This is a genomic window from Chryseobacterium jejuense (assembly GCF_900100075.1).
In the GTDB taxonomy this organism is placed as follows: domain Bacteria; phylum Bacteroidota; class Bacteroidia; order Flavobacteriales; family Weeksellaceae; genus Chryseobacterium; species Chryseobacterium jejuense.
This window is the reverse complement of record NZ_FNEG01000002.1, coordinates 778,000-803,367: the sequence shown is the minus strand read 5'-3', so window position 1 is coordinate 803,367 and position 25,368 is coordinate 778,000. Positions and strand designations below refer to the sequence as shown.

Genomic DNA, 25,368 nt, shown 5'->3' with positions numbered 1-25,368 from the left:
TATGCTTTTCATCTTATTTTTCAAAAAATCAGAATCAATTTAATTTATTTTTTAAAAATAATGAATGATTTTAATTTACTTTTGTATCCATTAAAAAACAGACCGAAAAGTATTTAAACACCAACCTGAAAAAAACCATTATTCCGAACATGAACAAAATTGTTGTCGTGGGCGCTGGTATTTCCGGCTTAAGCATGGCGAATCATCTCGAAAAACACAAAATTGATTATCACATTTACGAAAGAAGAAAAAAAGAAGATTTGGCCGGCCATGGCTTTCTAATTCCACAAGAAGGCATTGAATATCTTAGTCAGATTATAGATCCAGCTGTTCTTTTTGAACACGGAAGTTTTCTGAAAAAATATGTACAATATTCCCATACAGGGAAAAAACTTGCAGAAAAGGACCTCAACAAAGTGTTTGCCATTTCGAGGCATGCACTCATTCATCTTTTATCCAGAAATATCTCCCCTGAAAAAATAACGTATAATACATCAGTAATTCCTTCTGATACAGAAAAAGGAAAACTAAAACATTCTGACGGAAGTTATATAGATGCTGACATCACTATTGTTTCAGATGGTTCTAAAAGCCGTATCAGAAGATGCCTCTTCAAGGATGAAAAAATGAGGCAGGTACAGGAAAATGAAGTGGTTAATATTATTCAAAATGAAGAAATAGCAGCAACTATTGAAAATGATTTCATAAAGTTCCATCACGATCAGGGTGGACTTACTTTTGGGATTCTTAAGCTTTCTCATGACACGATTCTTTGGTACTCGCAGTTTGATAATGAAAAATATAAGATCAATGAGTGTAGCTCAGATAATCTGAAGAAATATATGCTTGAGGTTTTTGCTGACTGGGATCCTTTAGTTTCTTCAATTATTCAAAAATCGAGTTACGAAAATGTACATTTATGGTGCGTTTATGAGTTGGAGGAGCTTAACCCCTTTTATAAAGATAACATTGTATTCATAGGCGATGCAGCACATCCGCTCATTCCTTTTACAAGTCAGGGAGTCACCTCAGCATTGAAAGATTCTTATATACTGACGAAATATTTAGTTGAAGAACACTCTATCACAGACGCTTTCCGTAAATATGAAGCAGAAAGAAAGCCTGAAATAGAAACCCATATCAATAATGGCCGAATATTATTGAATCAGTTTCTTCTCCCAACAGACCAACAGACAGACAATATTTTACCCATATCATATAAATAGAAAAATGTTTACCAATAACGATATCAACTTTGAAGCGCTAAAAAGAAAAGCGTATAACGGAAGATGGGCAACCCTAGAAGATGGGATAATCCCTTTAACAGCTGCTGACCCAGACTTTAGAACAGCTCCTGAAATAGAACAAGGAATCATTGAATACATAAAAGACGGTTATCTGAGCTATGGTCCTTTCTCCGGAATTCCTGAGTTCAAGAAAAGTGTTGCAGATCATTTTAACCAGGAAAAGCACGGGAGTTTTGCTCCTGAAAATGTATTGGCCGTCAACAGTGCAGCACAGGGAATGTTCCTTATCGCCAAATATGTTTTAAGCCCTGGTGATGAAGCCATCATTCTGGATCCTGTTGATTTTTTATTTAAGAAATCTGTAGAAACATCTGGTGGAACTGTAAAACTCTGTCCTGTAAATACCCAAACCGGAGAAATTGATTTTGAAAAACTGGTTTCATTAATCAATTCCAATACAAAACTCATCAGCATCTGTAATCCGCATAATCCGCTTGGTAAGGTATATTCCAAAGAGGTTTTGAAAAAGGTTTCAGAGATTGCTGCGGTTCATGATTTATGGGTAATGAGCGATGAAATCTGGAGTGATATTATTTATGACAACAGAGATTTTTACACCTATTCATCAGTTTCTGAAGAAGCCAAAAGAAAAAGTTTCACAGTTTATGGATTTTCGAAATCATTTGGAATTGCAGGACTGAGAATTGGCGCTGTTTTATGTAACGATCAGGAAATTCTGGAAGATTTTACAGAGAAATCCAATTTTAATTCTACTATAGAAGGTGTCTCTACCCTATCACAGATTGCTGGAAGTGTCGCATTGGAGAAAGCTAAACCTTGGTACAAAGAGTTTTTAAGTCACTTACAACAAAACAGAGATCTGGCTTTCCGATTGCTGAACGGATCAGGACTTGTAACCCCTAATCTTCCCGAAGCTACTTTTGTATTATTTCCGAAGATTGAAAACGGAATGTCCAGCGATCAGTTTGCCCAGCATGTTCTGCAACATGGAAAGGTAGCCATTGTTCCCGGATCGGAAAGATGGTTTGGAAAAGGAGCCGAAGGACACATCAGAATATGCTTCTCTACTTCTCAGGAAATTTTGGAAGAAGGTCTTAACAGAATCATTACCAGCTTTTAAGATTAAAAATTTTCGTTAAATTAAATATTTTAACTATTATTTTACTTTCATTTAATATAAACCATATTAAATTAAGACATTCATAACAAATATTTAATTTAAGTGTTGATTTAAAAATAAATATTGATAATTTTGAGTTAACCATCACTCAAAATTATCAATATGAAGATAAAATACATAAGTATCATTTTTCTTACGGCATCTTCACTATCTTACGCTCAACAGGTAAAAGATACGCTGACAAAAGAATCAAAAATAGATGAAGTAGCTATTACCGGAAGCCGGAACAAGAAAAGAACCGTCATCAATACTCCCGTTCCCATTGATGTCATCGATATCAAACAAGTAAGTCAGGCTACAGGTCAGGTAGAAGTGAACCAGCTTTTACAGTTCTCTGCACCTTCCTTTAATTCTAACAAACAATCAGGATCCGATGGTGCTGATGCAGTAGATCCGGCTACATTAAGAGGACTCGGCCCGGATCAGACTCTTTTGCTGCTTAATGGAAAAAGATACCATCAATCTTCATTAATTAACCTTTTCGGAACCAAAGGAAGGGGAAATACCGGGTATGATATGAATACCATTCCCATTGGAGCCATTAAACGGGTAGAAGTACTGCGTGACGGAGCCTCGGCTCAATATGGTTCGGATGCTATCGCTGGGGTTATCAATGTTATCCTTAATGATCGGGATAAAGGGTTTGAAGGAAATGCTTTCTATGGAATAAACCTTTTTAAAAGCCCGGGAAATAAAGATGTAGTTTCAGATCATAAAGTAGATGGAATTACTTTTGACTTCAGTGGAAACCTGGGAACAAAAATTGGAAACAAAGGAGGCTTCGGAAATTTCACCGCAGAATTCATCAACAAAGATTACGCTATCAGAAATGCTAACCCAGATGTTTATAGTGCTCCCAGACAACGTTTTGGGGATGCAAAAGCTCAAAATGTCTATTTCTTCGGAAATATTGAACTTCCATTAACTGATGGGCTGAAATTTTATTCCCGTCAGGGGTTTTCGCATAGAAATACTAAAGCCTATGCCTGGACAAGAACAACTAAAGCCAATGGTAACATCCCTGAAATCTACCCGATGGGTTTTGACCCTATTGAAGATACCAGCATTAGTGATTTCACCTTTGATAATGGTTTAAAGTTCAAAGTAGCCAATTGGGATGTAGATTTTTATAATGCCTTTGGAAATAATAGATTTACTTATGATATTACCAATACCGTTAATGCAACTTTAGGTACTAAGTCTCCGACTCAATTTTATGCAGGTGGGCATTCATTATTGCAAAATACAACAGGCTTTAATGCCGTAAGACAGTTTAAAGTACTTGAAGGGCTAAATATTGCCTTCGGATCAGAATTCAGATATGAAAAATTCAATATCATTAAAGGTGAGGCTGCTTCCTATACAATGTATGACATTAATGGAAATCCTGTAACACCCAATACTCCAGATAATTTATTAGTGAAAAATCCTCTCGCTGATCCAGACGATAACATAAGACCGGGAGGTTCACAGGGATTTCCGGGTTACTCTACAGATATCGGTAAAAACAGAAATAATTTTGCCGCTTATGTAGATACAGAACTTGATATTACTAAAAACTGGATGATAAGTGTAGCCGGAAGATTTGAGAATTACAATGATTTCGGAAGTACTTTAAATGGTAAGTTTGCCACGCGCTATGCCATTACTCCACAATTTGCCTTCCGCGGATCTGTTTCCACGGGATTCAGGGCTCCTTCTCTTGCACAGAAGTATTACAGCCAGCAGTTCACGAATTTCCAAGCCGGTAAATTGGTTACCATTCAATTGGCTTCTAATGACAGTGATCTCGCCAGCAGATTGGGTATAGAACAGCTGAAACAGGAAACATCTGTAAACGGAAGTGCCGGATTTACTTTTAATACGGGTAAGTTTACAGCAACTATTGATGGCTATTATATCAGTGTAAAAAACAGAATTGTTCTGACAGGGAATTTCTCAAGAGACGATTTACCTGCAGATGTACAAGCTGATTATCCTTATATCGACCAAGCACAATTCTTTTCCAATGCTATTGATACCAGAACTAAAGGGATTGACCTTATCCTGAGTTATAGTGAAAGCTTAGGTTCAGGGAAATTAACGGCAACATTAGCCGGAAACTATAATGACATGGAAATTACCAAAGTCAATACTTCACCCAAATTACAAGGTAAAGAAGATGTTTATTTAAGCGCAAGAGAAAGAGCTTTTATTCTGGCTTCTGCACCTAAAACTAAGATTAACCTCAACCTCAACTATAAGATCAGCAAGTTCAATGCGAATCTTCAGCTGGTAAGGTTTGATAAGGTTACATTAATTGGATATGATGATGCAGAGCAGGTTTACAATCCTAAAGTAACAACCGATATCTCTTTTGGATATGAGATTTCAAACAACCTCAACTTTACTTTGGGAAGCAAAAATGTATTCAACAGATACCCAACCTTGCAAAGCGCACACGTAAGTGATGGAAATACAGAAGCTGGTGGAATTTTTGACCCTGTGCAAATGGGATTTGCAGGTAGACAGGTTTTTGCCAGACTTAATTTTAAGTTTTGATAAGATTGGAAGATGGAAGAACTTCACTTTTCCTGCTTCCTTACAAAAATGCCAGCTGAACATCTTCAGCTGGCATTTTTTATTTCTTTGAAACTTTATACAGTTTTCCGCTATCTGTTACAGCATAGAGATTTCCATCTATCCCGTCCAGAACATCTCTGAACCGTTCATTCTGATCTGCCAGAAGGCGCTCCTCTCCTATTACTTTGTTATCTTTCATCACGATTCTGTTGATATGTTCACCACTTAGGCATCCAATAAAAAGATTTCCTTTCCATTCTTCTACATTCCCGGTATAGAAAGTAACTCCACTCGGAGAAATTACCGGATCCCAATAATAAACCGGTTGCTCCGTTCCTTCTTTCTTAGTAATGCCATCTCCTACTTTAGCCCCGGAGTATTCAATACCATAGGTTACATCTCCCCAGCCATAGTTTTTTCCAGGTTGAATAAGATTAATTTCATCACCGCCTCTTGGCCCCATTTCCACATCCCAGAGATTCCCGTTTGGATCAATAGCCAAACCTTGAGGATTACGCACTCCATACGCATAAATTTCAGGCTTATATCCCTGTTTCCCTACGAATGGTTTTCCTGGAGCCGGTAGTCCGTCCTTTGTGATTTTTATGATTTTACCTAAATAATTATCCGTTTTCTGAGCATAAACTCTTGTTACTTTATCAGATCTCTCCCCTGTACTGACGAATAAGTTTCCGTCTTTATCAAAAACCAGCCTGCTTCCATAATGTTTGTCTCCATCATATGATGGCTCTGCCCGGAAAATCACTTTCACTTCTTCAATAGATTTAAGATCATCTGATAACTTTCCCTTAGCCACAGAGGTCAGGTTCCCTTTTCCAAAGGGTTCTGAAAAGCTGAAATAAATAATGGAATTGGTTGTAAAATCAGGATCCAAAGCTACATCAAGCATTCCACCCTGGCCTTTTGCATCTACCTTTGGAAAGCCTTCTATTTTTGTAATCTGTTTTCCATCCTTTGAAACCACATTCATGTATCCTTTCTTATCTGTAATGAGGAATCTCCCATCCGGTAAGTTAATTATTCCCCAAGGTCTCCCGAGGTCTTTATTCAATATCTCAACATTATAGGCTGTATTTGTTTTCACTGCCTTAATTCTTGTCTGCCCTTTAAATGCAGGCTGATACTCAGAATTAGGCTTTTCGGTCTCTACACTGCCATCATTTCCAACCTGCTGTGCATGCGCATTATTCTTTTTACATGAAGATAAAGTGAGAATAACACTCAGCAGTGGGATATAAAATTGATTGATTTTCATTACATTATGATTAGATACTTGAAAAGATATGGAAAAATAATGATATAAAGTTTGCCTAATTAAATTTTTATTCTACATTTGTAGAACAAATTACAACATTGTAGAATGAAAGAGATTAAACTAACTGATTCTGAAAAAGTTCTTATGGATATTCTTTGGGAGAGAAAGAATATTTTCATGAAGGATATTCTGGAAGCCTATCCGGATCCTAAGCCAGCAGCCACTACAATAGCAACCTTATTGAAAAGAATGCAAAATAAGGAACTTGTAGGTTACAAATTATATGGAAACTCCCGTGAATACTATCCAATGGTAGAGAAAGGAGAGTATTTCAAGGAAGAAATGACTTCTATGATTGACCGTTTTTTCAACAGCTCTGTAGCACAGTTTGCTTCTTTTTTTACGTCAAATGCCAAACTTAGCCAAAAGCAGTTGAAGGAACTTCGTGATATTATTGACGATCAGATAAAAGAATAGCTATGTTACCTATTATTCTAAAAATAATTCTGTGCTCATCGCTTTTCATTGCGGTATATTACTTGTTTTTGGAAAAAGAGAAAATGTATAGATTCAATCGTGTCTATCTGTTGAGCTCACTGATCCTATCCTATGTAATTCCATTCATTACATTTACCGTACAGGCCCCAAAAATAACTCATCCACAACTGATTATTGAGGAAGCAGCACAGTATGTTTCCATAGTACAAACTAAACAGGAGAATTTTAATTGGACAAATATGGTATGGATAATCTATGCAGTGGTCACTCTTTTTATATTGATTAAAAGCTTTTTAGCTATCATAACCATTAAAAGAATACAGGGAGAAAAACGTATATACCAAAGTTACAATGTTATACTCACTCAGAAGAATCTATCCCCATTTAGCTTTTGGAATACCATCTATATGGGAAAAGAGTATCTGAAAAATGATACCATTGATCCAAGAATTTTTCTTCACGAGAAAAGCCATCTTGATCAAATGCATAGTATAGACCTCCTACTTATACATCTTGCAAAAATCTTCACATGGTTCAACCCTGCTCTTTATCTATATAAAAATGCAATCATTTCAAATCATGAATTTTTAGCAGATGAAGCTGTGCTGAAGAATCAGTTCAACCTTAGGGAATACCAGAACCTTATTCTGGATGAACTTATGGGCAGCCAAAATATGACGTTTACCCATTCTCTTAATTTTAACAACACCAAAAAACGATTTATCATGATGAAAGCTCAAAAAACAAAATTCAGTTTATTACGAAAAACTATAGGCATCATTACGCTCATGACTGCCACAGCACTCCTTTCAGAAAGAACTTATGCCAATACATCTGTTAAGTCTGAGAACAATACAGATTTATCTACCAATATACATGAGAAAACGACCAATACTGAAGCGCCAAAAGTTGTCCAGTATTTTATGAAAAGTATCCCTGAAGATGTTCTTCAGAAAAACAATCCTGCTGCTCCCATAGCATTAAAGAAGGAAACTATAAAATCTGTCACTGACACAATTTCTCCGAAAAAAAGCCAAGAAGGTAAAAACACAAACAACCAGGAAGACGCAAATTTTGTCAGTGCAGAGTATCCAGGCAGTATGGCAGTCCTTAGAGCTCAGATAGGTAAAACTATGGATGTAAGTGCGCTTCAATCTATAAAAGGGGTGATAAAAGCAACAGCCTATATTCACATAGACCAAACAGGAAAGGTTACCAACGTGACGACCTCAGGAGACAACGACCTTTTCAATAAGGAACTGCTAAGAACGGTGACAGCGATCAACAATGAAACAAGTTGGAAACCCGCAACAAAAGATGGACAACCCATCGCATCAGTGTTAAAGGTTCCGGCAACCATGAACTTCATACAACCATGAGAACGAAGCGCTTTTAAAGCGCTTTTTTTTATTTCTTAATTTGATATTTTCACTTAAATCCATCTTTTCAAAAAGAAACGAAAGCTACCCAAACAATCAGCAATAGTTTTGACACCAAAATATTCATCATCAAAACTTTATCATGCCTAATAATTTCTTTCGTATTTTTGTTCTATACATTCTTTTCTTATGGATTTTAAGCTTCAATCAGAATATAAACCCACCGGGGATCAGCCCCAAGCTATCGATAAATTAACTGCTGGAATAGAGATTGGTGAAAAATACCAGACTCTTCTAGGGGTAACCGGATCCGGAAAAACGTTTACAGTTGCCAATGTTGTTCAAAATGTTCAGCGCCCTACTCTGGTTCTAGCCCATAATAAAACGCTGGCGGCACAGCTTTTCATGGAGTTTAAAGAATTCTTTCCGGAAAATGCGGTAGAGTATTTTGTAAGTTACTATGACTACTATCAGCCGGAAGCTTATATTGCCACCACCGGAACTTATATTGAAAAAGATCTGAGTATTAATGAAGAAGTTGAAAAATTACGTCTTTCTGCTACTGCAAGCCTTCTTTCAGGAAGGAGAGATGTCTTGATTGTGGCTTCTGTTTCCTGTATTTATGGTATTGGGAATCCTACAGAGTTTCACAAATCGTTAATTTCCATTGCTATTGGCGAAAAAGTTACAAGAACGGCATTACTCCATTCTCTAGTGAATGCTTTATATGCAAGAACTTTAAATGAATTTCAAAGGGGAACGTTTCGTGTAAAGGGAGATGTCATTGATGTTTTTCCAGCCTATGCCGATAACGCAATCAGGATTCAGTTTTTCGGAGATGAAATTGAAAAAATTCAAAGCTTTGACCCTGTATCCGGCAATGTAGAAGATAATTTTGATCAAATACAGATTTACCCTGCTAATCTTTTTGTGACCTCAAAGGAGACTTTAAATGGAGCCATTAAAGATATTCAGGATGACATGCTGAAACAGGTTGATTTTTTCAGCTCTATAGGGAAGCCACTGGAAGCAAAACGACTTCAGGAAAGAACAGAGCTGGATCTTGAAATGATAAAAGAATTGGGTTACTGCTCAGGGATTGAAAACTATTCCCGATACCTTGACGGCAGACTTCCCGGTACAAGACCTTTCTGCCTGATTGATTATTTCCCTAAGGACTTCCTAATGGTTATAGATGAAAGCCATGTAACTGTTCCTCAGGTTCACGCCATGTATGGTGGTGACCGAAGCAGAAAGGAATCTTTGGTTGAATATGGCTTTAGACTTCCTGCTGCTATGGATAATAGACCTTTAAAGTTTGAGGAATTTGAGGCTATACAAAATCAGGTTATCTATGTTTCCGCTACTCCGGCAGATTATGAACTGGAAAGAACAGGAGGAGCTTATATTGAACAAATTATTCGCCCAACAGGACTTCTTGACCCAATTATTGAAGTAAGGCCAAGTTTAAATCAGATTGATGATTTAATGGAAGAGATCCAAAAAAGAGCCGATGCCGATGAAAGAGTTCTGGTAACTACCTTAACCAAAAAAATGGCTGAGGAATTAACCAAATATTTTACAAAATTCGGGATCAGAACACGGTATATTCACTCTGATGTAGAAACGTTGGAACGTATTCAGATCATGCAGGATCTGCGTTTAGGACTTTTTGATGTCTTAATTGGAGTAAACTTATTAAGAGAGGGGCTAGACTTACCGGAAGTTTCCTTAGTAGCTATTCTTGATGCGGATAAAGAAGGGATGTTGAGAAGCAGAAGATCTATGATACAGACGGTAGGTCGTGCGGCAAGGAATATCAACGGAAAAGCGATTATGTATGCCGATAAAATCACTAAATCTATGCAGGCAACATTGGATGAAACTGAATACCGCCGTGCCAAGCAGATGAAGTATAATGAAGATAACGGCATGGTACCAACGGCTCTGAATAAAAAGATTTCTGAAAATCTGGTTGGAAGAAGTAAAGATTTCCCTGATGAAAAGTACACTCAGAAAGAAATTCTTCAAAAGGTTGCCGAAGTTAAAGCTACCTATGCCAGTGAAGATGTTGAAAAAATGATCGAACAGAAGCAGAAAGAAATGGAAGCTGCGGCCAAAAACCTTGACTTCATTAAAGCGGCTAAACTAAGGGATGAAATTGCTGCTTTGAAAGATTAAAAATACTTAATAAAAAAGTATCGGCAGCTTCTTCGAAGCCGCCGATACTGTATATCAAAAACAGAATGTTCTTATGTTTACAATCCATTTCTTACCGAAGCTCTGATAGGTATTAGCAGCTCCATCAATCCATTCAATTTGATCTCATAGATTGTTGCCAACTGCATTCCCAGCTTTCCTTTAGGCATTCCACTTCGGTGAAACCATTCAAGGTAACTGATAGGAAGATCTGCTAAAACTGTTCCTTCGTATTTACCAAACGGCATTTTAAATACGCAGATTTCTTTTAATATTTCTGGATTTATTCCTTCCACTTTTTATATAATTAAATCAATTTATCATTTACTTCAGCCTGATTGGGTAATTCCAGATCAGGAGGAGTATTCTCATCCGTAAACTCATTTCTGTATACCTGTATCAAAAGAAGGGTTAGTGAGATCAGAATAGGACCAAAAATAAGTCCCATAAAGCCAAACAGGTTCATTCCCATGATAATTCCAAAAACGGTATTCAGAGGATGGATATTTTCAAGCTTCTTTAAAAGGGTAAAACGAAGCAGGTTATCTGTAAGTCCTACTACCACTACACAATAGATTGCAAGACCAATTCCTTGTGCCGTATTCCCTTCTGCAATCATAAAGATACAAACAGGTACATACACAATAGCTGTTCCCACAACCGGAATAACAGAAGCCGCCGCGGTTAAAGCAAAAAGCAGAACTGCTCCCGGAGCTCCGAATATCAGATAGCCAATAAGAGATACGATCCCCTGACCAATAGCAACTACAGGAATTCCTATAGCATTCGCCATAATCAGTTTTCTTAGTTTTTCGCCTAATAATGAAACATTTGATCGCTTTAAAGGTGCCGAATTAGTTAAAATTCTCTCAAACAGCCTTGGTTTATCCAGCATAAAATATAGAATAAAGTACATAGACATCACTACCGTAAGGGTATTGAATGTCCCACTTAGTGCTGAAGTAGAGAATTTCCCTACAAAATTTTTCAGCTTATTCATATTTTCCTGACTCAGAATATCAAAACCTGTTTTTGATTCGATATAAGAATGTATTTTATCTAAAAACACATTGAATTTATCCATATAAGCCTGTGCATTCCCTAATTTATCGATAATCAAATCGGCGATAAAATAAATAGGCAGGATCAGAATGATAAGACTCCCCAGCATTAATACAAAAGCGGCTAGAGAAGATTTCCACTTCTTTTCTTCCTGAAGATAGAAGTTATATTTTCTACAGACTACATAAATGGTAATAGCTCCTAAAACTGATGGAATAAACAATGCAAGATTAAAGCAGATTAAACCTGCCAGCACCAAAATAATGGCGAGCAAAGAGACCTGCTTTATGGCAACACTGCTTATTTGATTGTCTTTATTCATCAAATATTATTTTATCTTATTGTTTTGTATGTATGATCTGTCTTGGCTTTCCTACAAAAGCGCAGTATGTAGAATACATTACGATCATAATGAACGGAGCTGTTAAAATAAGTCCGATTCCACATAGAATGATTCCCGCCATTGAAATTAATACTCCTAAAAGACCTGTTGCCAGGAACGTTCCATAATTTTCTTTTGCAATATTAAAAGACTTCGATAAAGCATCTGTAGCCGAAGCATTTTCAAATAATAGAATAGGATATCCAATTAATAGAAGAGGATACACGAAAAATACAGGTATCACACACAATGCCAGGGCAACAGAAGAAATAAGCCACGTAAGTAAGCTGTAAATAAGAATATTTACAAAATTCTGACGGTATCCGATAAAAAGATCAGAAAACTCAATAGGATTCTTAGTATTGTATTTATTTACTATGTAGATCAAACCAACATACAAAGGAGACAATAGCAGTCCAAAAAGACTGGACGCTCCCATATACAATGGAAGTCCCGGAGTGCTCCAGTAGTTAAAGTTCCCTCCAGACTCTCTCATTTCTTCCACCATGGAAGCAGAATCAATCCCAAAAACAAGCTGGATTATATATCCACCCAACATATAAACGATCATAGCAACCACAGCGTAGCCCAAGACCCCTTTATACATTTCGAAAGCGTGAGAAATAATTGACCCTGTTTCCTTATTGGGAACAGAACCTTGTTGATCAAATTCGTTAAATTCAGACATAGTTTAAATATTTTAATGATTTTACCAAATTTAACTTTTTTTGATAAAAAAACACATTAAACCGGGTTGAATTTTAGCTTTTCTCAGAAAATATTGTTTTATACATTGAATAAATCATAGCATTCCAGAAAGGAAATGTAAAAAGGCCTCCTATCAAAAACAAACTGAAGCCCAAATATTTAAACAAAACAGCAACAAATACACACACCATGATTTCTACAAAATACATTCTAAGGGCTTTAAAGTTTAAAGAAATCGCTTCAAATATTCTTTTATTGGTAAAAAACATGAGTGGCGCTACGAATACCGTTACTGCTACCCAGATAATTGCCAGAAGAATCGTAGGAAACGTAAGTCTGTAGATCATGAACCAGAAAAGATAATATCCCAGGTATTTAAAAAAGTTAATTCCGTTATACCCTACAAATAAATCCCCGAGTTCAATTTTCTCTTTAAGATCAAGTTTTCTGAAGATCTGGAACATTCCAAGATTCAAAGGATACAGAAACGCTGTGCTAGCCCAGATCGCAAGGGTAAACATCTGATACCCTTCTGTGGCACTTAGCTCCGCAATCTTAGCCATATAAGCCTTTGTTCCTTCTTTTAAAGCTTCTGTCAATACTTGATTTTGCTCCCATATTCCATACCAGTTCCCAAAAAAGAACACGGAAGTAAGAAAAATTCCAAAAAAGATCATTGAAAACATCAACTGAAAAACCAGTGTTTTATTCCAGTAGAAAAAAGCCTGCTTCAATATAAAATCAATTCCCGGTTTCTGAGGATATTTACTCTGCATCATAAAAATTTTATGCAAAAGTAAACATCAATAATTATTTTTGCGGAATGTTTTCAGTGAATCATCAAAAATTTATGGAAATGGACGAACTTTCTCTTCAGAAGGTTCCCTATTTCTTTGTTATCGACTTCCTCTCAGAGAATGTTGAAATCTATCAGGAAAGCGAGATTGAAAAATCAGGCTTATTAATTGATTTTCAATCATTTTCATCCTCAAAAAAAGCACACACGCTAAATAAAAAAGTAGAATGGAAATCCTTTCCGGAAACTCTGGAAAGCTTTAAAATAGGATTTGATAAAGTTCAAAAAAATATTCGTCTCGGAAATTCTTATCTGGTAAACTACACCCGGAAAACCAAAATTGAGACTAATTTAAGTCTTGAAGAAATTTTTTATCACTCCGAAGCCAAATACAAGGTTTTTTATAAAGATTTTTTTGTATTTTTTTCTCCTGAAACTTTTGTGAAGATTATTGACGGGAAAATTTTAACCTATCCTATGAAAGGTACCATCGATGCCTCCATAGAAAATGCAGCGGAAATCCTGAAGAATGACCCTAAGGAAAAAGCCGAGCATTATACGGTAGTAGATTTACTCCGCAATGACCTGAGCATGGTAGCAGATAATGTACGTGTAGATCAGTTTCAACATATTGACTTCCTCAAAACCCGGCAGAAAAATTTGTATGCTATGAGTTCGGAAATTTCAGGAATAGTAAAACCTGAATTCGACGGAAAAGTAGGAAGTATTATGCAGAAGCTTCTCCCTGCAGGCTCTATTTTAGGAGCCCCAAAGCCTAAAACACTGGAAATAATTCAGGAAGCAGAAGGTTATGACAGAGGATACTACACAGGAGTTTGCGGCTGGTTCGATGGTAAAAATGTCGACAGCTGTGTAATGATACGTTTTATTGAAAAAGAAGGCGAGAAGCTCTATTTCAAAAGCGGAGGCGGTATAACGCACATGAGTAAATTAGAAGACGAATATCAGGAAATGAAAAATAAAATCTATGTCCCAATTCATTGAAAGCATTAAGGTAGAAGATCAGGAGGTTTTTCTATTGGAACTCCATCAAAAACGTGTTAATCAAACATTTTCCCACTTTGGAAAAGAGGGATCTATTGACCTGGCCAAGATCTACAAAAACCTGGAGCATGATGAGGACGGACTTTTCAAGCTTAGAATTTCTTATGATCTGGATAAAAGGATCAGAACTCAGATGATTCCGTATGCTATTCCTGAGATTCAGGATTTCCAATTGGTGGAAAATAACAGCTTCGATTACTCCTTCAAATTTGAAGACCGCAAGGAACTGGATAAGATGAAAATGAAGTCTAAGGCTGAGGAAATCATCATTGTTAAGAATAATCATATCACCGATACTTCTTTCTCCAATCTTTTATTTTTAAAAGGTAAGGATTGGTTTACCCCAAATTCTTTCCTTCTGAATGGAGTCCAAAGACAGCATCTTCTAAAGCAGAAAAAAATTAAAGAAGCGGAAATTACCTTACAAAACATAAAGCAATTTTCCCACTTCCAAATTATTAATGCACTAAATGATTTTGATGATATGTTCATTTATCCTATTCACAGAATCAAAAATCTTCCGGGAAATGAAGAATACCTCGATCTTTAGTTTTCCTTCATGAAATTAAAGTAAGCTTTCTGAACATCAGCACTGTTCTTCCCATAAGTATTCACTTCCAGAATTTTTGGTTGTGCATCCGGCTTGAAGAAATTTTCCAATACTCTGTCTAGCGTAAGGTCATCTTCCACCTTGATGTAAGAGAATCCGAAATGCTTAGCCAGATGTTCAGCATGTTTACGGTGTTTGGTTGCGATAAACTCATCCAGGGTATTTGGATTGGCATTTCCAGGTCCCGGAATAATTTTAAAGATATTTCCTTCCCCATTGTTGAAAATTATGATTCTTACAAAAGGAGGAATATATTGGTTCCAAAGACCGTTGATATCATAGAAGAAACTTAGATCTCCTGTAATTAACAATGTAGGATTGGCATTTTTAATGGCAAAGCCCATTGCTGTAGAAGTGGAACCATCAATCCCACTGGTTCCTCTGTTGCAATACATTTTTCTCTTACCGAAATCAAACAGCTGTGCATATCTGATCGCTGAAGAGTTAGCAAAGTGAATATTATAATTTTCAGGAACTGTTTGTGACGCTTTATTGAAAAAATAAAAATCTGAGAATTCAACGGTGTTTAAAAACTGCTGGTGTTTCGCATCTTTTTTATCTCTCAGAACATCCCAAAGATTGAAATAAGGTCTTGGTTCCAGATTAATGAATTTCAATAATTTAGAAAAGAATACTTCCGGTTTTACCTCTATTTTTTCTGTCAGAGAGAAGTAAGTATCCGGCTGCCAAACTTCATCCAAATGCCAGTGTTGTTTTGGTCTTGCACTTCTAAGGAACTGCTTTACTTTTTTAGATACCACATTCTGTCCTACCGTAATCAATAAATCCGGAGCATACTTTTTAAAATCTTCTTCTGTAAAATTGAAGATATAGCGGTCTATATGCCTGAAAAACTTCTCGTGATGCAAATTTGAATTCGCTTCACTTAATACAACAACAGAATGATTTTTAACCAATTGTGTCAATTGATTTTCCAGTTCCGGGCTATAATCTCTTGTTCCTACCAATAACATGATTCTCTGAGAGGTATGCCATTCTGCAATAAGATTGGATGGGATCTCATAATCTTTATGCTTGATTGTTTTTTCAACCGTAGGAAAGGTTGGAAGCTCTGATACCAATTCATACAATGGCTCTTCCAAAGGAATATTGATATGTACCGGTCCCTGCTTTTCAAAGCAAAGCTCGATTGCCTTTTTAATAATGTCAAAATTAATATCTTCTGCATTCTCCTTACTGTCTTCCAGCAATTGAAAGTCTCCGTAAGAATGCTGATGAAAAACATCCTTCTGTCTGATCGTCTGCCCATCAAAAATATCAACAAAATCCGTTGGTCTATCAGCTGTTAAAACTAAAAGCGGAATATTCTGATAAAAAGCTTCTGTAATGGCAGGATAGTAATTAACTACTGCGGATCCGCTGGTACAAGTAATTGCTGCTGGTTTTTTCTCACTCTTAGCCATTCCCATTGCCACGAAGGCAGCACTTCTTTCATCTACAATACTGTAGCAATTGAAGCTGTCTATTTCTGAAAAATGAATCGCTAAAGGAGCATTCCTTGATCCAGGTGAAATTACAACATCTGCAATTCCGTACTGCTGAAGAAGATGTGCAAGTATTTGGATACTTCTCTTAGAAGAATATTTTTTCATACAGCAAATTTAACTTATAAATAATGATTTTAAAATCATTTAATTTAAAAAAAATGTAATTTTGCTATTCGTAAATTTCTAAAAATGGATAAAATACCTAGTGTAGACCTGCGTGATTTCCTTTCGGACAACCCGGAACGCAAACAGAAATTTGTAAATGAAATCGGAAAAGCTTATGAAGAAATTGGTTTTGTAGCCTTAAAAGGCCACTTTCTTGATGACAACCTTGTAGAAGATTTATATGGAGAGGTAAAAAACTTTTTTGACCAACCAGTGGAAACGAAACAGAAGTATGAGATTCCAGGAATTGGTGGCCAGAGAGGGTATGTAGGATTCGGTAAAGAAACTGCAAAAGGTTTCAAAAAAGGAGACTTAAAAGAATTTTGGCACTTTGGTCAGTATCTGACTGATGATTCAAAATACAAAGCTGAGTATCCAGACAATGTTATCGTTGATGAACTTCCAAAATTCAACGAAGTAGGTAAAGAAGCCTTCCAAATGCTTGAAAAAACAGGACAGTATGTTTTAAGAGCATTAGCTTTACACCTTGGTTTAAATGAGTTCTATTTTGACGACAAAATCGCAGAAGGAAACTCAATCTTAAGACCTATTCACTATCCGCCAATCACTGAAGAACCAGATGATGCGGTAAGAGCAGCAGCTCACGGAGACATTAACCTTATCACCCTTTTAATGGGAGCACAAGGAAAAGGTCTTCAGGTTCAGAACCACAACGGAGAATGGATTGATGCTATTGCAGAACCAGATGAATTGATGATTAATGTTGGTGATATGTTATCTAGACATACCAACAATAAACTGAAATCTACGATTCACCGAGTGGTAAACCCGCCAAGAGAATTATGGAGCACTTCAAGATTTTCAATTCCTTTCTTTATGCACCCAGTGAGTGCCATGTCATTAAACGCTCTTGACAACTGTGTAGACGAAAACAATCCAAAGTTATACGAAGACACTACAGCAGGAGAATTCTTACATGAAAGATTGATCGAATTAGGATTGATTAAAAAGTAATATCAATATAATGATAAGAAGTCGGCTACCTCAAATGAGGCAGCCGCTTTTTTTATCCTGTTATACAATAAAACTCTGGACAAGGAGTAGGTTGTGTGAAAGTACCCCACGGACAGATACAGGTGTAACTGGCTCCTCCTCCAGGCCCTCCTCCTCCGGGATCACCAACATAAGGTACACATTTTCCTCCCGAACAGATCATTCCTACTCCGCAACCACCTTCACCTGGTCCTCCGCCTTCAAAACAATAGGCCGGTCCTATATCACCGGCAATCATTTTCTTTTGTTCATCTCTGGAAAGTTTTTTGAAATTTTTCATAGTTATTGATGTTTAGTTTTTTCCTACTCTCTAAGCTTTTCGGATACCGCTTCACTAAAATTAGAACTTATTTACTTAAAATTCAAATATTTACCATTAAAATTCACACTCAATTGAGTTTTCTAGTAATATTTTAAATAAATTCTACATTTTAACACATATCATTTCATTTAATTGATAATATTTTAATTAATTTTGTTTTACTATCAAATTTTTAATTAAAACTATATGAAAAATCTAAAAAAACTAAGAAAAGACCAGCTAAAAGACATCGCTGGAGGAGCTAATTTCCCAGGGGTTGAATACTGTCTGTATGCCTGTAATGGTACCATCATTTGTGCAGCTTGCCGTGATGATTTCCAATGCCCTGTTACAGGAGGAGTCGAAATAATGTAAGATCTGTTATGAAAAATGCAATTAACCGTTTCTTCTGAAGCGGTTTTTCTATTTTCCAGCATTCCAGCACAGCAATGAAATAAACAACTCATAAACAAATGCTTAATAATATTTTCATATCTTTATTTAAACCAAAATCAAACAATATGAAAAATTTAAAGAAATTAAGTAAAGGCAAGTTGAAGACAATTTCCGGAGGAATAAGTTTCCCTTATCCTGGAGAATGCTTTTATGGGTGCAGTGATGGAATACAGTACAAAGCATTATGTAGGTTAGAATTCTTTTGCCCCGATGGTGAACAACCAATTATTTATTAGAACAAAAAAATGCTCCTTTTGGAGCGTTTTTCATATATTCTAATCAAACAATCTCAATTGCTGATCCTTTGTCCCTGTAAAGTTGGCGGTTGACAGTTTAGGGAACTCTTTTCCATCAAAAAACTTTTTCCTACCTATTTTAAAGGTTGTGTGAATCATTTCGGCAATATTCCCTTCTCCTCTTTGTCTTTCAAAATATCTTTTATCACCCAACTTTCCACCACGCATAGACCGGATCAAATTCAATACTTTTTGTGCCCTGTCCGGGAAGTGAGATTCAATCCAATTAACAAAAACAGGTTCTACAGTATCATTCAGTCTTACCAGCGTATATCCAAATCCTAAGGCACCTGCATCAGAAATAGATTTCAGAATATTTAAAGGCTCATCGCTGTTCAATCCGGGAATAATTGGTGCCACCATGACGTGAACTGGAATTTTATTTTCTGACAAAATTTCAATAGCCTTTAATTTATTGGGAGCAGAACTCGTTCTCGGTTCCATCTTTCTTCTCAGTTCTTCGTTGATGGTAGGAATACTTAGAGAAACAGAAACAAGATTTTGTTCCGCCATTGGCTTTAAAATATCCAAATCTCTCAGTACCAATGCGTTTTTTGTCAGAATATTGACAGGATGTCTGTAATCCAGACAAACCTGCAGAAGTTTTCTGGTTATTTCAAATTGTCTTTCAGCAGGCTGATAGCAGTCTGTATTTCCAGAGAGTAAAATAGGAGCCGCTTTATAGCCTCTTTTCTGAAAAAATTTCTCCAACAGTTCAGGAGCATTTTTCTTCACCATGATCTTTCTTTCGAAATCAATTCCGGCACTGTAACCCCAATATTCATGGGTAGGTCTGGCAAAGCAATAGGAACAGCCATGTTCACAACCTTGATAAGGATTCATAGAATACTCCATGGGAAGATCCTCACTTTTCACCTGATTTACAATCGTTTTTGGAAAAACTTCAGTAAAAGAGGTCTTCACAGTTTCGAAATCTTCATCATCAGGCTCATAGGTATACCTGTCGAAACGGTTGATAACGTTTCGCTGAGCTCCCTGACCTTTTATGAAATTTTCGTTTGACATTCTGATGTAAAATTAGAATGGATTTCTTATAAAATAATGAACTTTAACATTTAAGTTTTCCACAAAAAAATCCAACACTTTCAAAAGCGTTGGATTTAAACATAATTTAATATATTTTTTTACTACTTCAGCGCGTAAAATTCCACTCCGTGTGTTTCATCGTCGTGGTTCTTTTCATCAAAGTGTCTGTGATAATCTGAATAATTATCACTATATTTTTTATCTTTTTTAGTCAAAATTTTCTTGATACTTATTAAACTTAATACTGCCAAAAGACCTACTCCTCCTGCCAGTAAAACTCCAACTTCTTTTTTCATATTTTCTTTGATTTATTGTGATGAGTATTGCAAAAAGTGTACCTATTTCTTTTTTCCGAATTATAAATTTTGTTAACATTAAACACTATTTTTAAGAAAATTATAATCCGCTATTTTTCTTATCTTTAGAAAAGCAATGGTTTAATTATTGTACTAATCAACAAAAATAATATTATGGAAAATCCAGAAAACATTGATCAAATGACCACCTTAAGCCAGGTAATGAAAACACTATCTGAGAGAGGAATACAGAGGGAATTCAGAATGAATGAAAGCTGTGAGATGAAATTTGAAAACTCTGAAAAAATTTATACTCCTTCTGAACTGACTATTTTAAAAACATACCGCTTTGAAGGAGATAGTAATCCTGATGACAATGCCGTATTATATGTGGTAAAAGATAATGCCGGAAATCGCGGAATGATTATAGATTCTTATGGAGCCGACAGCAATTATCCCGGAGATAAATTTGATGAATTTCTGAGAGACATCCCCATTCACGAAAGTGATGAATTCAATTTTTAAATATTGAAATGCAATATTAATTTTTTAAACCATTAAGGCTATTTTAATTAATGTAAAATTGATTTCGTGCCCATTGAAAAGATCAGCTTATAATTATACTTTAATGGTTTAAAAAATTATTTCTCTTCAGCATTATCTTTCTTTTTAAAAATACCATTTAAAAAACCTTTCTTCTCTTTTTTTTCTTCCTGAGGTTGAGAAGCATTCTTTTTCTGTTTGATTTCTTCTTTAATACCTTTTACAGATTGTTTCATTTCCTTCACTGAAGAAACCGCATTTTTAACTTTCTGTTCCGTTTTTTCAACATTTTTACCAATAAGTGTTTTCTTCAGTCCCTGTTCAATTCCCTTCCAGAAAAGATTAAAGAAGGATTTTGTAGGATCGCGTTCCACATTCTCCACCATCACCGATTCCGGATAGTTCCCAGAGTTCGATTTTAAGAAAACATTAGCCACCGCTGTTAAAAAGCCTTTCTTTTCATGATTATTTTTGTTCAGAACAGCAATCTTGAGGTCTTTATGCTTTAAATTAAATGTCCCATGCAATCCGGCAGGATTTCCTTTAAAATTAAACAGCATTTCCTGAATGGTTCCAGCCGTAGCCGTCACATGCAGATAAGGCCTGATAAACGGATTGATTCCATTCGCGGGAAGGTTCGACGTTTTTCCTGAGATGGTGAAAGCATCATGCTGATCTGCAACATCAAAGCCCCAGTTTACAGAAAGCGGTGATAAGTTCATGAATGAACAATGGATATTGATGTCCACTTTGGTAGATTTTCCTTTTGCTTTTGCCGAATTCAGGTTTTTAACATTCATAGTAAAGTTGCTGAATGTAAGTTTACCAGGTCCCATACTTTCAGGAGTATCTTCTTCGTATACCAAAACAGAATTCTTCAGATCCAGAGTATTGATATTCATAGGAATTTTAATAGAACGAAGCAATTTGGAATATAAAGGTTTAATCTTCGGGTCATCCTTTGGAATTTTACTTCTGAAAATATTAGCATCCGCAGACTGAATTACAACATGAGAGGCGTTAATAAACTTATGATCTGAAAATAGATCCCAGTCTCCTTCAGCCGTCACCTGGCCAGCCTTCAAATCATATAAATCCCTCTCCACGGGTATCATTTTGATAAACTGATTTCTCGAAACGAGAGGTTTCATTGCAAAATTATTGATCTGGATTTTATTTTTATTCAGCTTTAAAAGCCCAAGGCTGATATTGTAAAACCGAGTTTTATAAGCAAAATTACGAGTAGTCAGAAAATAATCTTTTATGGTAAAAGAAAGTTCTTTACTATTTGCTTTCGGGCCTATTTCAATACCATTTACAGTGGCGTTTAAATCATGGAACGCTAATGGTTCTTTTCCTTTATCATAAATAAGATTCGAGTTCTTCAAAGAAACTTTTCTTATGATGGCAGACTGTAAAATTCCGGGATTGGTGCTTTTCTTTTGTTTATTCTCCCCTGCGTTTATTGTTCCGTTTGCATTTTCAACCAGAATGTCTTTAACATCAAGATTCAGCTTTTTATTAATGAATTCCAGCTTATTAATATTAAAGGCAATATGATTGGATTTTAAATCCATTGTTGTTTTTCCGCTGGCTTGAACACCAGGAGTTAAGGAAAGATCTCTAATTTCTCCGCTAGTAGGCTTCAAAGCAACGCTTCCAATAGCAATATTCTGATGATCAGTATACATGATATCTTTTCCGGAGAATGTAAAGTCTTTATACCCAACCGGAATTACCTGCTCAGCCGTTTCTTTGTTGAATGCAAGCTGATTGATATTTAAATTCAGGTTTCCTGCAGACAAATGCCTGCTTCCGTCAGCCTTGTTAATTTGAACTACAGCATTTCTAAACTTTATGTTCTCCAAATGAACTTCAAAGTCCGATTTCTTCTTTTCTTTTTGAGCAGTTTTCACACCGGTATTGTAAACCGTAAAAACCGGGGTTTGAAAATCTGCATCAGAAAGAGAAACTTTATTTTTATTTAAAACAACATCTTTAAATTCCATTTTGGGAATGGTACATTCAAAAAGCTGAGTTTTTTGAGGATAAAACCTTTTAAACTGAGCAAAAGACAAGAGCGGAATAAGTTTAAAATTCTCAACAGCCATCTGCCCATCCGTAGTCTTGATGGAACTAATAGTAACAGCATATACATCTGCCGGTCTGAAAAAGAAGTTTTGCCCTTTAATACTATATCGGTCAAAAGCAACAGGCAGCTTATCTTCTGCAGACCCTTCTGTCATCTGCAGATTTTCTACCACTAGATCAAGTTGTTGGACTGACAAAAATTTCTGTTTGGTATGTTTAAAAACAGTAAGTTTCCCTTCATTGATCCGGATATTTTCAAATGAGACAGGATTTCTTTTTTTTCCGGTTTTTTGGTCTGCTGGTTTTGCAAGGATGATATTCAGGTTTGGTTTTGCCAGCAATACATCAGATGAACTTATTGTTTTATTGAAAATAGCATCGTAAATCCCAAAACGACTGACTTTTAATGTATCAACAGTTCCCTGGATCCCAATGACACCAGTATTTTGTGGGTCTTTACTGTTGACTGAAATTCCTGTTGCCAAAATGTTTCCCGTGCTAAGATCTACATCCAGGCTTTTGTAGGAAACTTTATAATCCGTATTGTTTTTGATGTACTCAGGCAGCTGGGTTTTAAGCCAAAAATTCAGCCCGAAATTCGCAGCAAGAAGAAGTCCTGCCAGGATTCCGAAACTGATTAATAGTCTTTTAACCCATTTTTTCATATTTGTGATTTGGTTGATTCTCTTTTAAAAACATTAATTTTTGATTTCCAACTCTATCACATATCCTTCATGTCCTCTTACATTGATAAAGTTTCCGCCTTCAAATCCAAGATACTGTCCTTTTACTCCAGTAAGTCTTCCGGTAAACTCAGGCTTTTTATCTAAAGTAAATGAAGTTACTTTCTCCGGTTTTTCAAATGGATAATCAAATGCCCAGAGCTCTTCTCCTTCACTGTAGAACTTCTGGAAATCCTCAGGGAAATATTCTTTAATCTTCTGTCTGAAATCTGCAAGATCTACTTCTCCTTCAAAGTCATCCTGAAGCATCTTTCTCCAGTTTGTTTTATCTGCTACATGTTCTTTTAGGGCAACTTCTATCATCCCCGCTTCATAACGGTTTTCAGTCCTTGCGATAGGCAAAGCAAAAGTTGCTCCCTGATCAATCCATCTTGTAGGAATCTGAGTATTTCTGGTCACTCCTACTTTTACATCTCCGGTGTACGCCAGATACACCGTGTGAGGTTGAAGCTGAATTTCTTTTTCCACTTCCAAGTCACGTTCTGCAACCCCTAAATGTGCCGTTGAAAGCTCCGGACGAATAATGGTCTCACTTGCATAGGGACTTTCAAAAAAGCAGCTTTTACAGAAACCCATTCTATAAATAGGTTTATTCTCACCACAGTTTACACATTGAAACCCTACATGCTTAATGCTTAATTCTTTTCCCAACAACTCATTAACATGAATCAAATCTCCTGAAAGATTCAGATAATATTGGATGGGTTTAGCATCGTAGCTTATCATTTTTAAAATTTGCCCTTGAAACTGCATATTATATTTATATTACTTTTTTACGTAAATTTAATGATTATATTTTTCAAAAAGTAAAATTTATATTTTTGTATTCATAAAAAACCATTGATGATTTATCTTGTAACAGGCGGTAGCGGGTTCATCGGTTCCCATTTAGTTGAACAATTATTAAGAAATGGACATTCTGTCATAAACATTGACAATTTTGATGATTTCTATAGCTATCAGATAAAAATTAAAAATACTTTAGAGTCTATTGATAGAATTTCGGATTTCGAATTCTCTGATAAAGAGACTGACATTCAACGTCTGGTTTCTCTCTCTAATTCTGATAAATACACCCTCTATTATCAGGATATCAGAGATAAAAAAGGACTTGAAAACATTTTCAGAAACCACCCTATTGATATGGTGATTCATCTGGCCGCATTAGCCGGTGTTCGCCCCTCTATTGAAAGACCTCTGGAGTATGAAGAAGTAAATGTTCGTGGCACTATGAATCTTTGGGAGTTGTGTAAAGACTTCCATATCAAAAAATTTATTTGCGCTTCTTCATCAAGTGTTTACGGAAACAATGAAAAAATCCCTTTTGCAGAAACCGACAATGTAGACAATCCTATTTCTCCCTATGCAGCAACGAAAAAGTGTGGAGAAATTTTAGGCCATGTTTATCATAATCTTTATCACATTGATATGATCCAGCTAAGGTTCTTTACCGTATATGGACCAAGACAACGGCCGGATCTTGCCATCCATAAGTTTACAAAGCTCATGTCGGAAGGTATGGAAATTCCCTTCTATGGTGATGGAACAACTGCAAGAGATTATACGTATATTGATGACATTATTGATGGAATTACCAAATCTGTCCTCTACCTGGAAAACAATTCCAATGTATATGAAATCCTTAATTTAGGAGAAAGTCAGGTGGTAGCTTTAACAGAGATGGTATCCACTATAGAAGACGCAATGAAAGTGACAGCCCAGAAAAAAATTCTGCCAATGCAGCCGGGAGATGTCACAAAAACCAATGCCGATATTACCAAAGCAAGGGAATTAATAGGATATAAACCTGACACAGACTTCCAAAATGGCATAAAAAAATTTGTGGAATGGTTTTTGAGAAAACGACAATAGTAAAATTGCTGACATGGCTGCCATGCAGTTGGTGACAGTGATTTACAAGAA

The 25,368-nt window shown here is 36.0% G+C and carries 24 protein-coding genes; 13 read left to right on the top strand and 11 right to left on the bottom strand.

The window, feature by feature from the left end:
* The first annotated feature begins 149 nt into the window (after positions 1–149).
* The 3 genes from BLS98_RS09050 (at position 150) to BLS98_RS09040 (ending at position 4,989) form a co-directional block, all read left to right on the top strand.
* Positions 150–1,226, top strand: a complete 1,077-nt coding sequence (locus BLS98_RS09050) for an FAD-dependent monooxygenase (RefSeq protein WP_089735658.1) — start codon at positions 150–152, stop codon at positions 1,224–1,226.
* A gap of 4 nt (positions 1,227–1,230) precedes the next feature.
* The gene (locus BLS98_RS09045; RefSeq protein ID WP_089735656.1) at positions 1,231–2,388 is read left to right on the top strand and encodes a pyridoxal phosphate-dependent aminotransferase; all 1,158 of its coding nucleotides are present in this window, start codon (positions 1,231–1,233) and stop codon (positions 2,386–2,388) included.
* 162 nt (positions 2,389–2,550) lie between these two features.
* Entirely contained in the window at positions 2,551–4,989 is a 2,439-nt protein-coding gene (locus BLS98_RS09040) for a TonB-dependent receptor plug domain-containing protein (RefSeq protein ID WP_089735654.1), read from the top strand.
* Positions 4,990–5,068: 79 nt separating this feature from the next.
* Here BLS98_RS09040 and BLS98_RS09035 read toward each other — a convergent pair whose 3' ends face one another.
* On the bottom strand, positions 5,069–6,286 hold the full coding sequence (locus BLS98_RS09035) for a PQQ-dependent sugar dehydrogenase (RefSeq protein WP_089735652.1): 1,218 nt from the start codon (positions 6,284–6,286) through the stop codon (positions 5,069–5,071).
* Positions 6,287–6,391: 105 nt separating this feature from the next.
* Between BLS98_RS09035 and BLS98_RS09030 the strand changes: the two genes are divergently transcribed.
* The 3 genes from BLS98_RS09030 to uvrB all read left to right on the top strand — a co-directional run bounded on the left by BLS98_RS09030 (position 6,392) and on the right by uvrB (position 10,344).
* A complete protein-coding gene (locus tag BLS98_RS09030; RefSeq protein ID WP_089735650.1) occupies positions 6,392–6,763 on the top strand; it encodes a BlaI/MecI/CopY family transcriptional regulator in 372 nt (123 codons plus the stop codon).
* An 83-nt stretch (positions 6,764–6,846) separates the two neighbouring features.
* A complete protein-coding gene (locus BLS98_RS09025) occupies positions 6,847–8,163 on the top strand; it encodes a M56 family metallopeptidase (RefSeq protein WP_167356192.1) in 1,317 nt (438 codons plus the stop codon).
* Between the two features lie 189 nt (positions 8,164–8,352).
* Entirely contained in the window at positions 8,353–10,344 is a 1,992-nt protein-coding gene (gene uvrB / locus BLS98_RS09020) for an excinuclease ABC subunit UvrB (protein ID WP_089735646.1), read from the top strand.
* 77 nt (positions 10,345–10,421) lie between these two features.
* Here the strand turns inward: uvrB and BLS98_RS09015 are convergent, their stop codons facing one another.
* The 4 genes from BLS98_RS09015 to BLS98_RS09000 all read right to left on the bottom strand — a co-directional run bounded on the left by BLS98_RS09015 (position 10,422) and on the right by BLS98_RS09000 (position 13,293).
* Positions 10,422–10,649 (bottom strand): DUF3820 family protein, encoded by a 228-nt coding sequence (locus tag BLS98_RS09015; RefSeq protein ID WP_089735755.1) that lies wholly within the window; start codon positions 10,647–10,649, stop codon positions 10,422–10,424.
* 20 nt (positions 10,650–10,669) lie between these two features.
* On the bottom strand, positions 10,670–11,746 hold the full coding sequence (locus BLS98_RS09010) for an AI-2E family transporter (RefSeq protein ID WP_089735644.1): 1,077 nt from the start codon (positions 11,744–11,746) through the stop codon (positions 10,670–10,672).
* Between the two features lie 16 nt (positions 11,747–11,762).
* Entirely contained in the window at positions 11,763–12,494 is a 732-nt protein-coding gene (locus tag BLS98_RS09005; RefSeq protein ID WP_089735642.1) for a beta-carotene 15,15'-monooxygenase, read from the bottom strand.
* Positions 12,495–12,567: 73 nt separating this feature from the next.
* Entirely contained in the window at positions 12,568–13,293 is a 726-nt protein-coding gene (locus BLS98_RS09000; RefSeq protein WP_089735640.1) for a hypothetical protein, read from the bottom strand.
* Between the two features lie 44 nt (positions 13,294–13,337).
* On the opposite strand from BLS98_RS09000, the gene BLS98_RS08995 reads away from it, so the two are divergent.
* The gene (locus BLS98_RS08995; protein ID WP_089735638.1) at positions 13,338–14,315 is read left to right on the top strand and encodes an aminodeoxychorismate synthase component I; all 978 of its coding nucleotides are present in this window, start codon (positions 13,338–13,340) and stop codon (positions 14,313–14,315) included.
* Positions 14,299–14,925 carry an aminotransferase class IV gene (locus BLS98_RS08990; RefSeq protein ID WP_089735636.1) on the top strand — a complete coding sequence of 209 codons (627 nt, stop codon included), beginning with the start codon at positions 14,299–14,301 and terminating at the stop codon, positions 14,923–14,925. The genes BLS98_RS08995 and BLS98_RS08990 overlap by 17 nt, the downstream gene beginning before the upstream one ends.
* On the opposite strand, the gene menD is transcribed toward BLS98_RS08990, so the two are convergent.
* Positions 14,922–16,598 (bottom strand): 2-succinyl-5-enolpyruvyl-6-hydroxy-3-cyclohexene-1-carboxylic-acid synthase, encoded by a 1,677-nt coding sequence (gene menD / locus BLS98_RS08985; RefSeq protein ID WP_089735634.1) that lies wholly within the window; start codon positions 16,596–16,598, stop codon positions 14,922–14,924. The genes BLS98_RS08990 and menD overlap by 4 nt on opposite strands.
* Positions 16,599–16,682: 84 nt before the next feature.
* On the opposite strand from menD, the gene BLS98_RS08980 reads away from it, so the two are divergent.
* A complete protein-coding gene (locus tag BLS98_RS08980) occupies positions 16,683–17,633 on the top strand; it encodes an isopenicillin N synthase family dioxygenase (RefSeq protein ID WP_089735632.1) in 951 nt (316 codons plus the stop codon).
* Between the two features lie 52 nt (positions 17,634–17,685).
* On the opposite strand, the gene BLS98_RS08975 is transcribed toward BLS98_RS08980, so the two are convergent.
* Positions 17,686–17,952 (bottom strand): hypothetical protein, encoded by a 267-nt coding sequence (locus BLS98_RS08975; RefSeq protein ID WP_089735631.1) that lies wholly within the window; start codon positions 17,950–17,952, stop codon positions 17,686–17,688.
* A 228-nt stretch (positions 17,953–18,180) separates the two neighbouring features.
* On the opposite strand from BLS98_RS08975, the gene BLS98_RS23260 reads away from it, so the two are divergent.
* Both BLS98_RS23260 and BLS98_RS23790 read left to right on the top strand, forming a co-directional pair.
* A complete protein-coding gene (locus BLS98_RS23260) occupies positions 18,181–18,348 on the top strand; it encodes a bacteriocin-like protein (RefSeq protein WP_167356191.1) in 168 nt (55 codons plus the stop codon).
* Between the two features lie 98 nt (positions 18,349–18,446).
* Complete coding sequence (locus BLS98_RS23790) at positions 18,447–18,665, top strand: bacteriocin-like protein (RefSeq protein WP_449384767.1); 219 nt, start codon at positions 18,447–18,449, stop codon at positions 18,663–18,665.
* A gap of 39 nt (positions 18,666–18,704) precedes the next feature.
* Here the strand turns inward: BLS98_RS23790 and BLS98_RS08970 are convergent, their stop codons facing one another.
* On the bottom strand, positions 18,705–19,751 hold the full coding sequence (locus tag BLS98_RS08970) for a PA0069 family radical SAM protein (protein WP_089735628.1): 1,047 nt from the start codon (positions 19,749–19,751) through the stop codon (positions 18,705–18,707).
* A gap of 122 nt (positions 19,752–19,873) precedes the next feature.
* Complete coding sequence (locus BLS98_RS08965; RefSeq protein ID WP_045492359.1) at positions 19,874–20,068, bottom strand: hypothetical protein; 195 nt, start codon at positions 20,066–20,068, stop codon at positions 19,874–19,876.
* 174 nt (positions 20,069–20,242) lie between these two features.
* On the opposite strand from BLS98_RS08965, the gene BLS98_RS08960 reads away from it, so the two are divergent.
* Positions 20,243–20,593, top strand: coding sequence for a hypothetical protein (locus tag BLS98_RS08960; RefSeq protein ID WP_089735626.1), 351 nt, complete (start codon positions 20,243–20,245; stop codon positions 20,591–20,593).
* 116 nt (positions 20,594–20,709) lie between these two features.
* Here BLS98_RS08960 and BLS98_RS08955 read toward each other — a convergent pair whose 3' ends face one another.
* Both BLS98_RS08955 and BLS98_RS08950 read right to left on the bottom strand, forming a co-directional pair.
* A complete protein-coding gene (locus BLS98_RS08955; RefSeq protein WP_089735624.1) occupies positions 20,710–23,367 on the bottom strand; it encodes an AsmA family protein in 2,658 nt (885 codons plus the stop codon).
* Positions 23,368–23,400: 33 nt separating this feature from the next.
* Entirely contained in the window at positions 23,401–24,198 is a 798-nt protein-coding gene (locus tag BLS98_RS08950) for a DUF2797 domain-containing protein (protein ID WP_089735622.1), read from the bottom strand.
* A 90-nt stretch (positions 24,199–24,288) separates the two neighbouring features.
* On the opposite strand from BLS98_RS08950, the gene BLS98_RS08945 reads away from it, so the two are divergent.
* Complete coding sequence (locus tag BLS98_RS08945) at positions 24,289–25,317, top strand: GDP-mannose 4,6-dehydratase (protein ID WP_089735621.1); 1,029 nt, start codon at positions 24,289–24,291, stop codon at positions 25,315–25,317.
* The last annotated feature ends 51 nt before the right edge of the window (positions 25,318–25,368 follow it).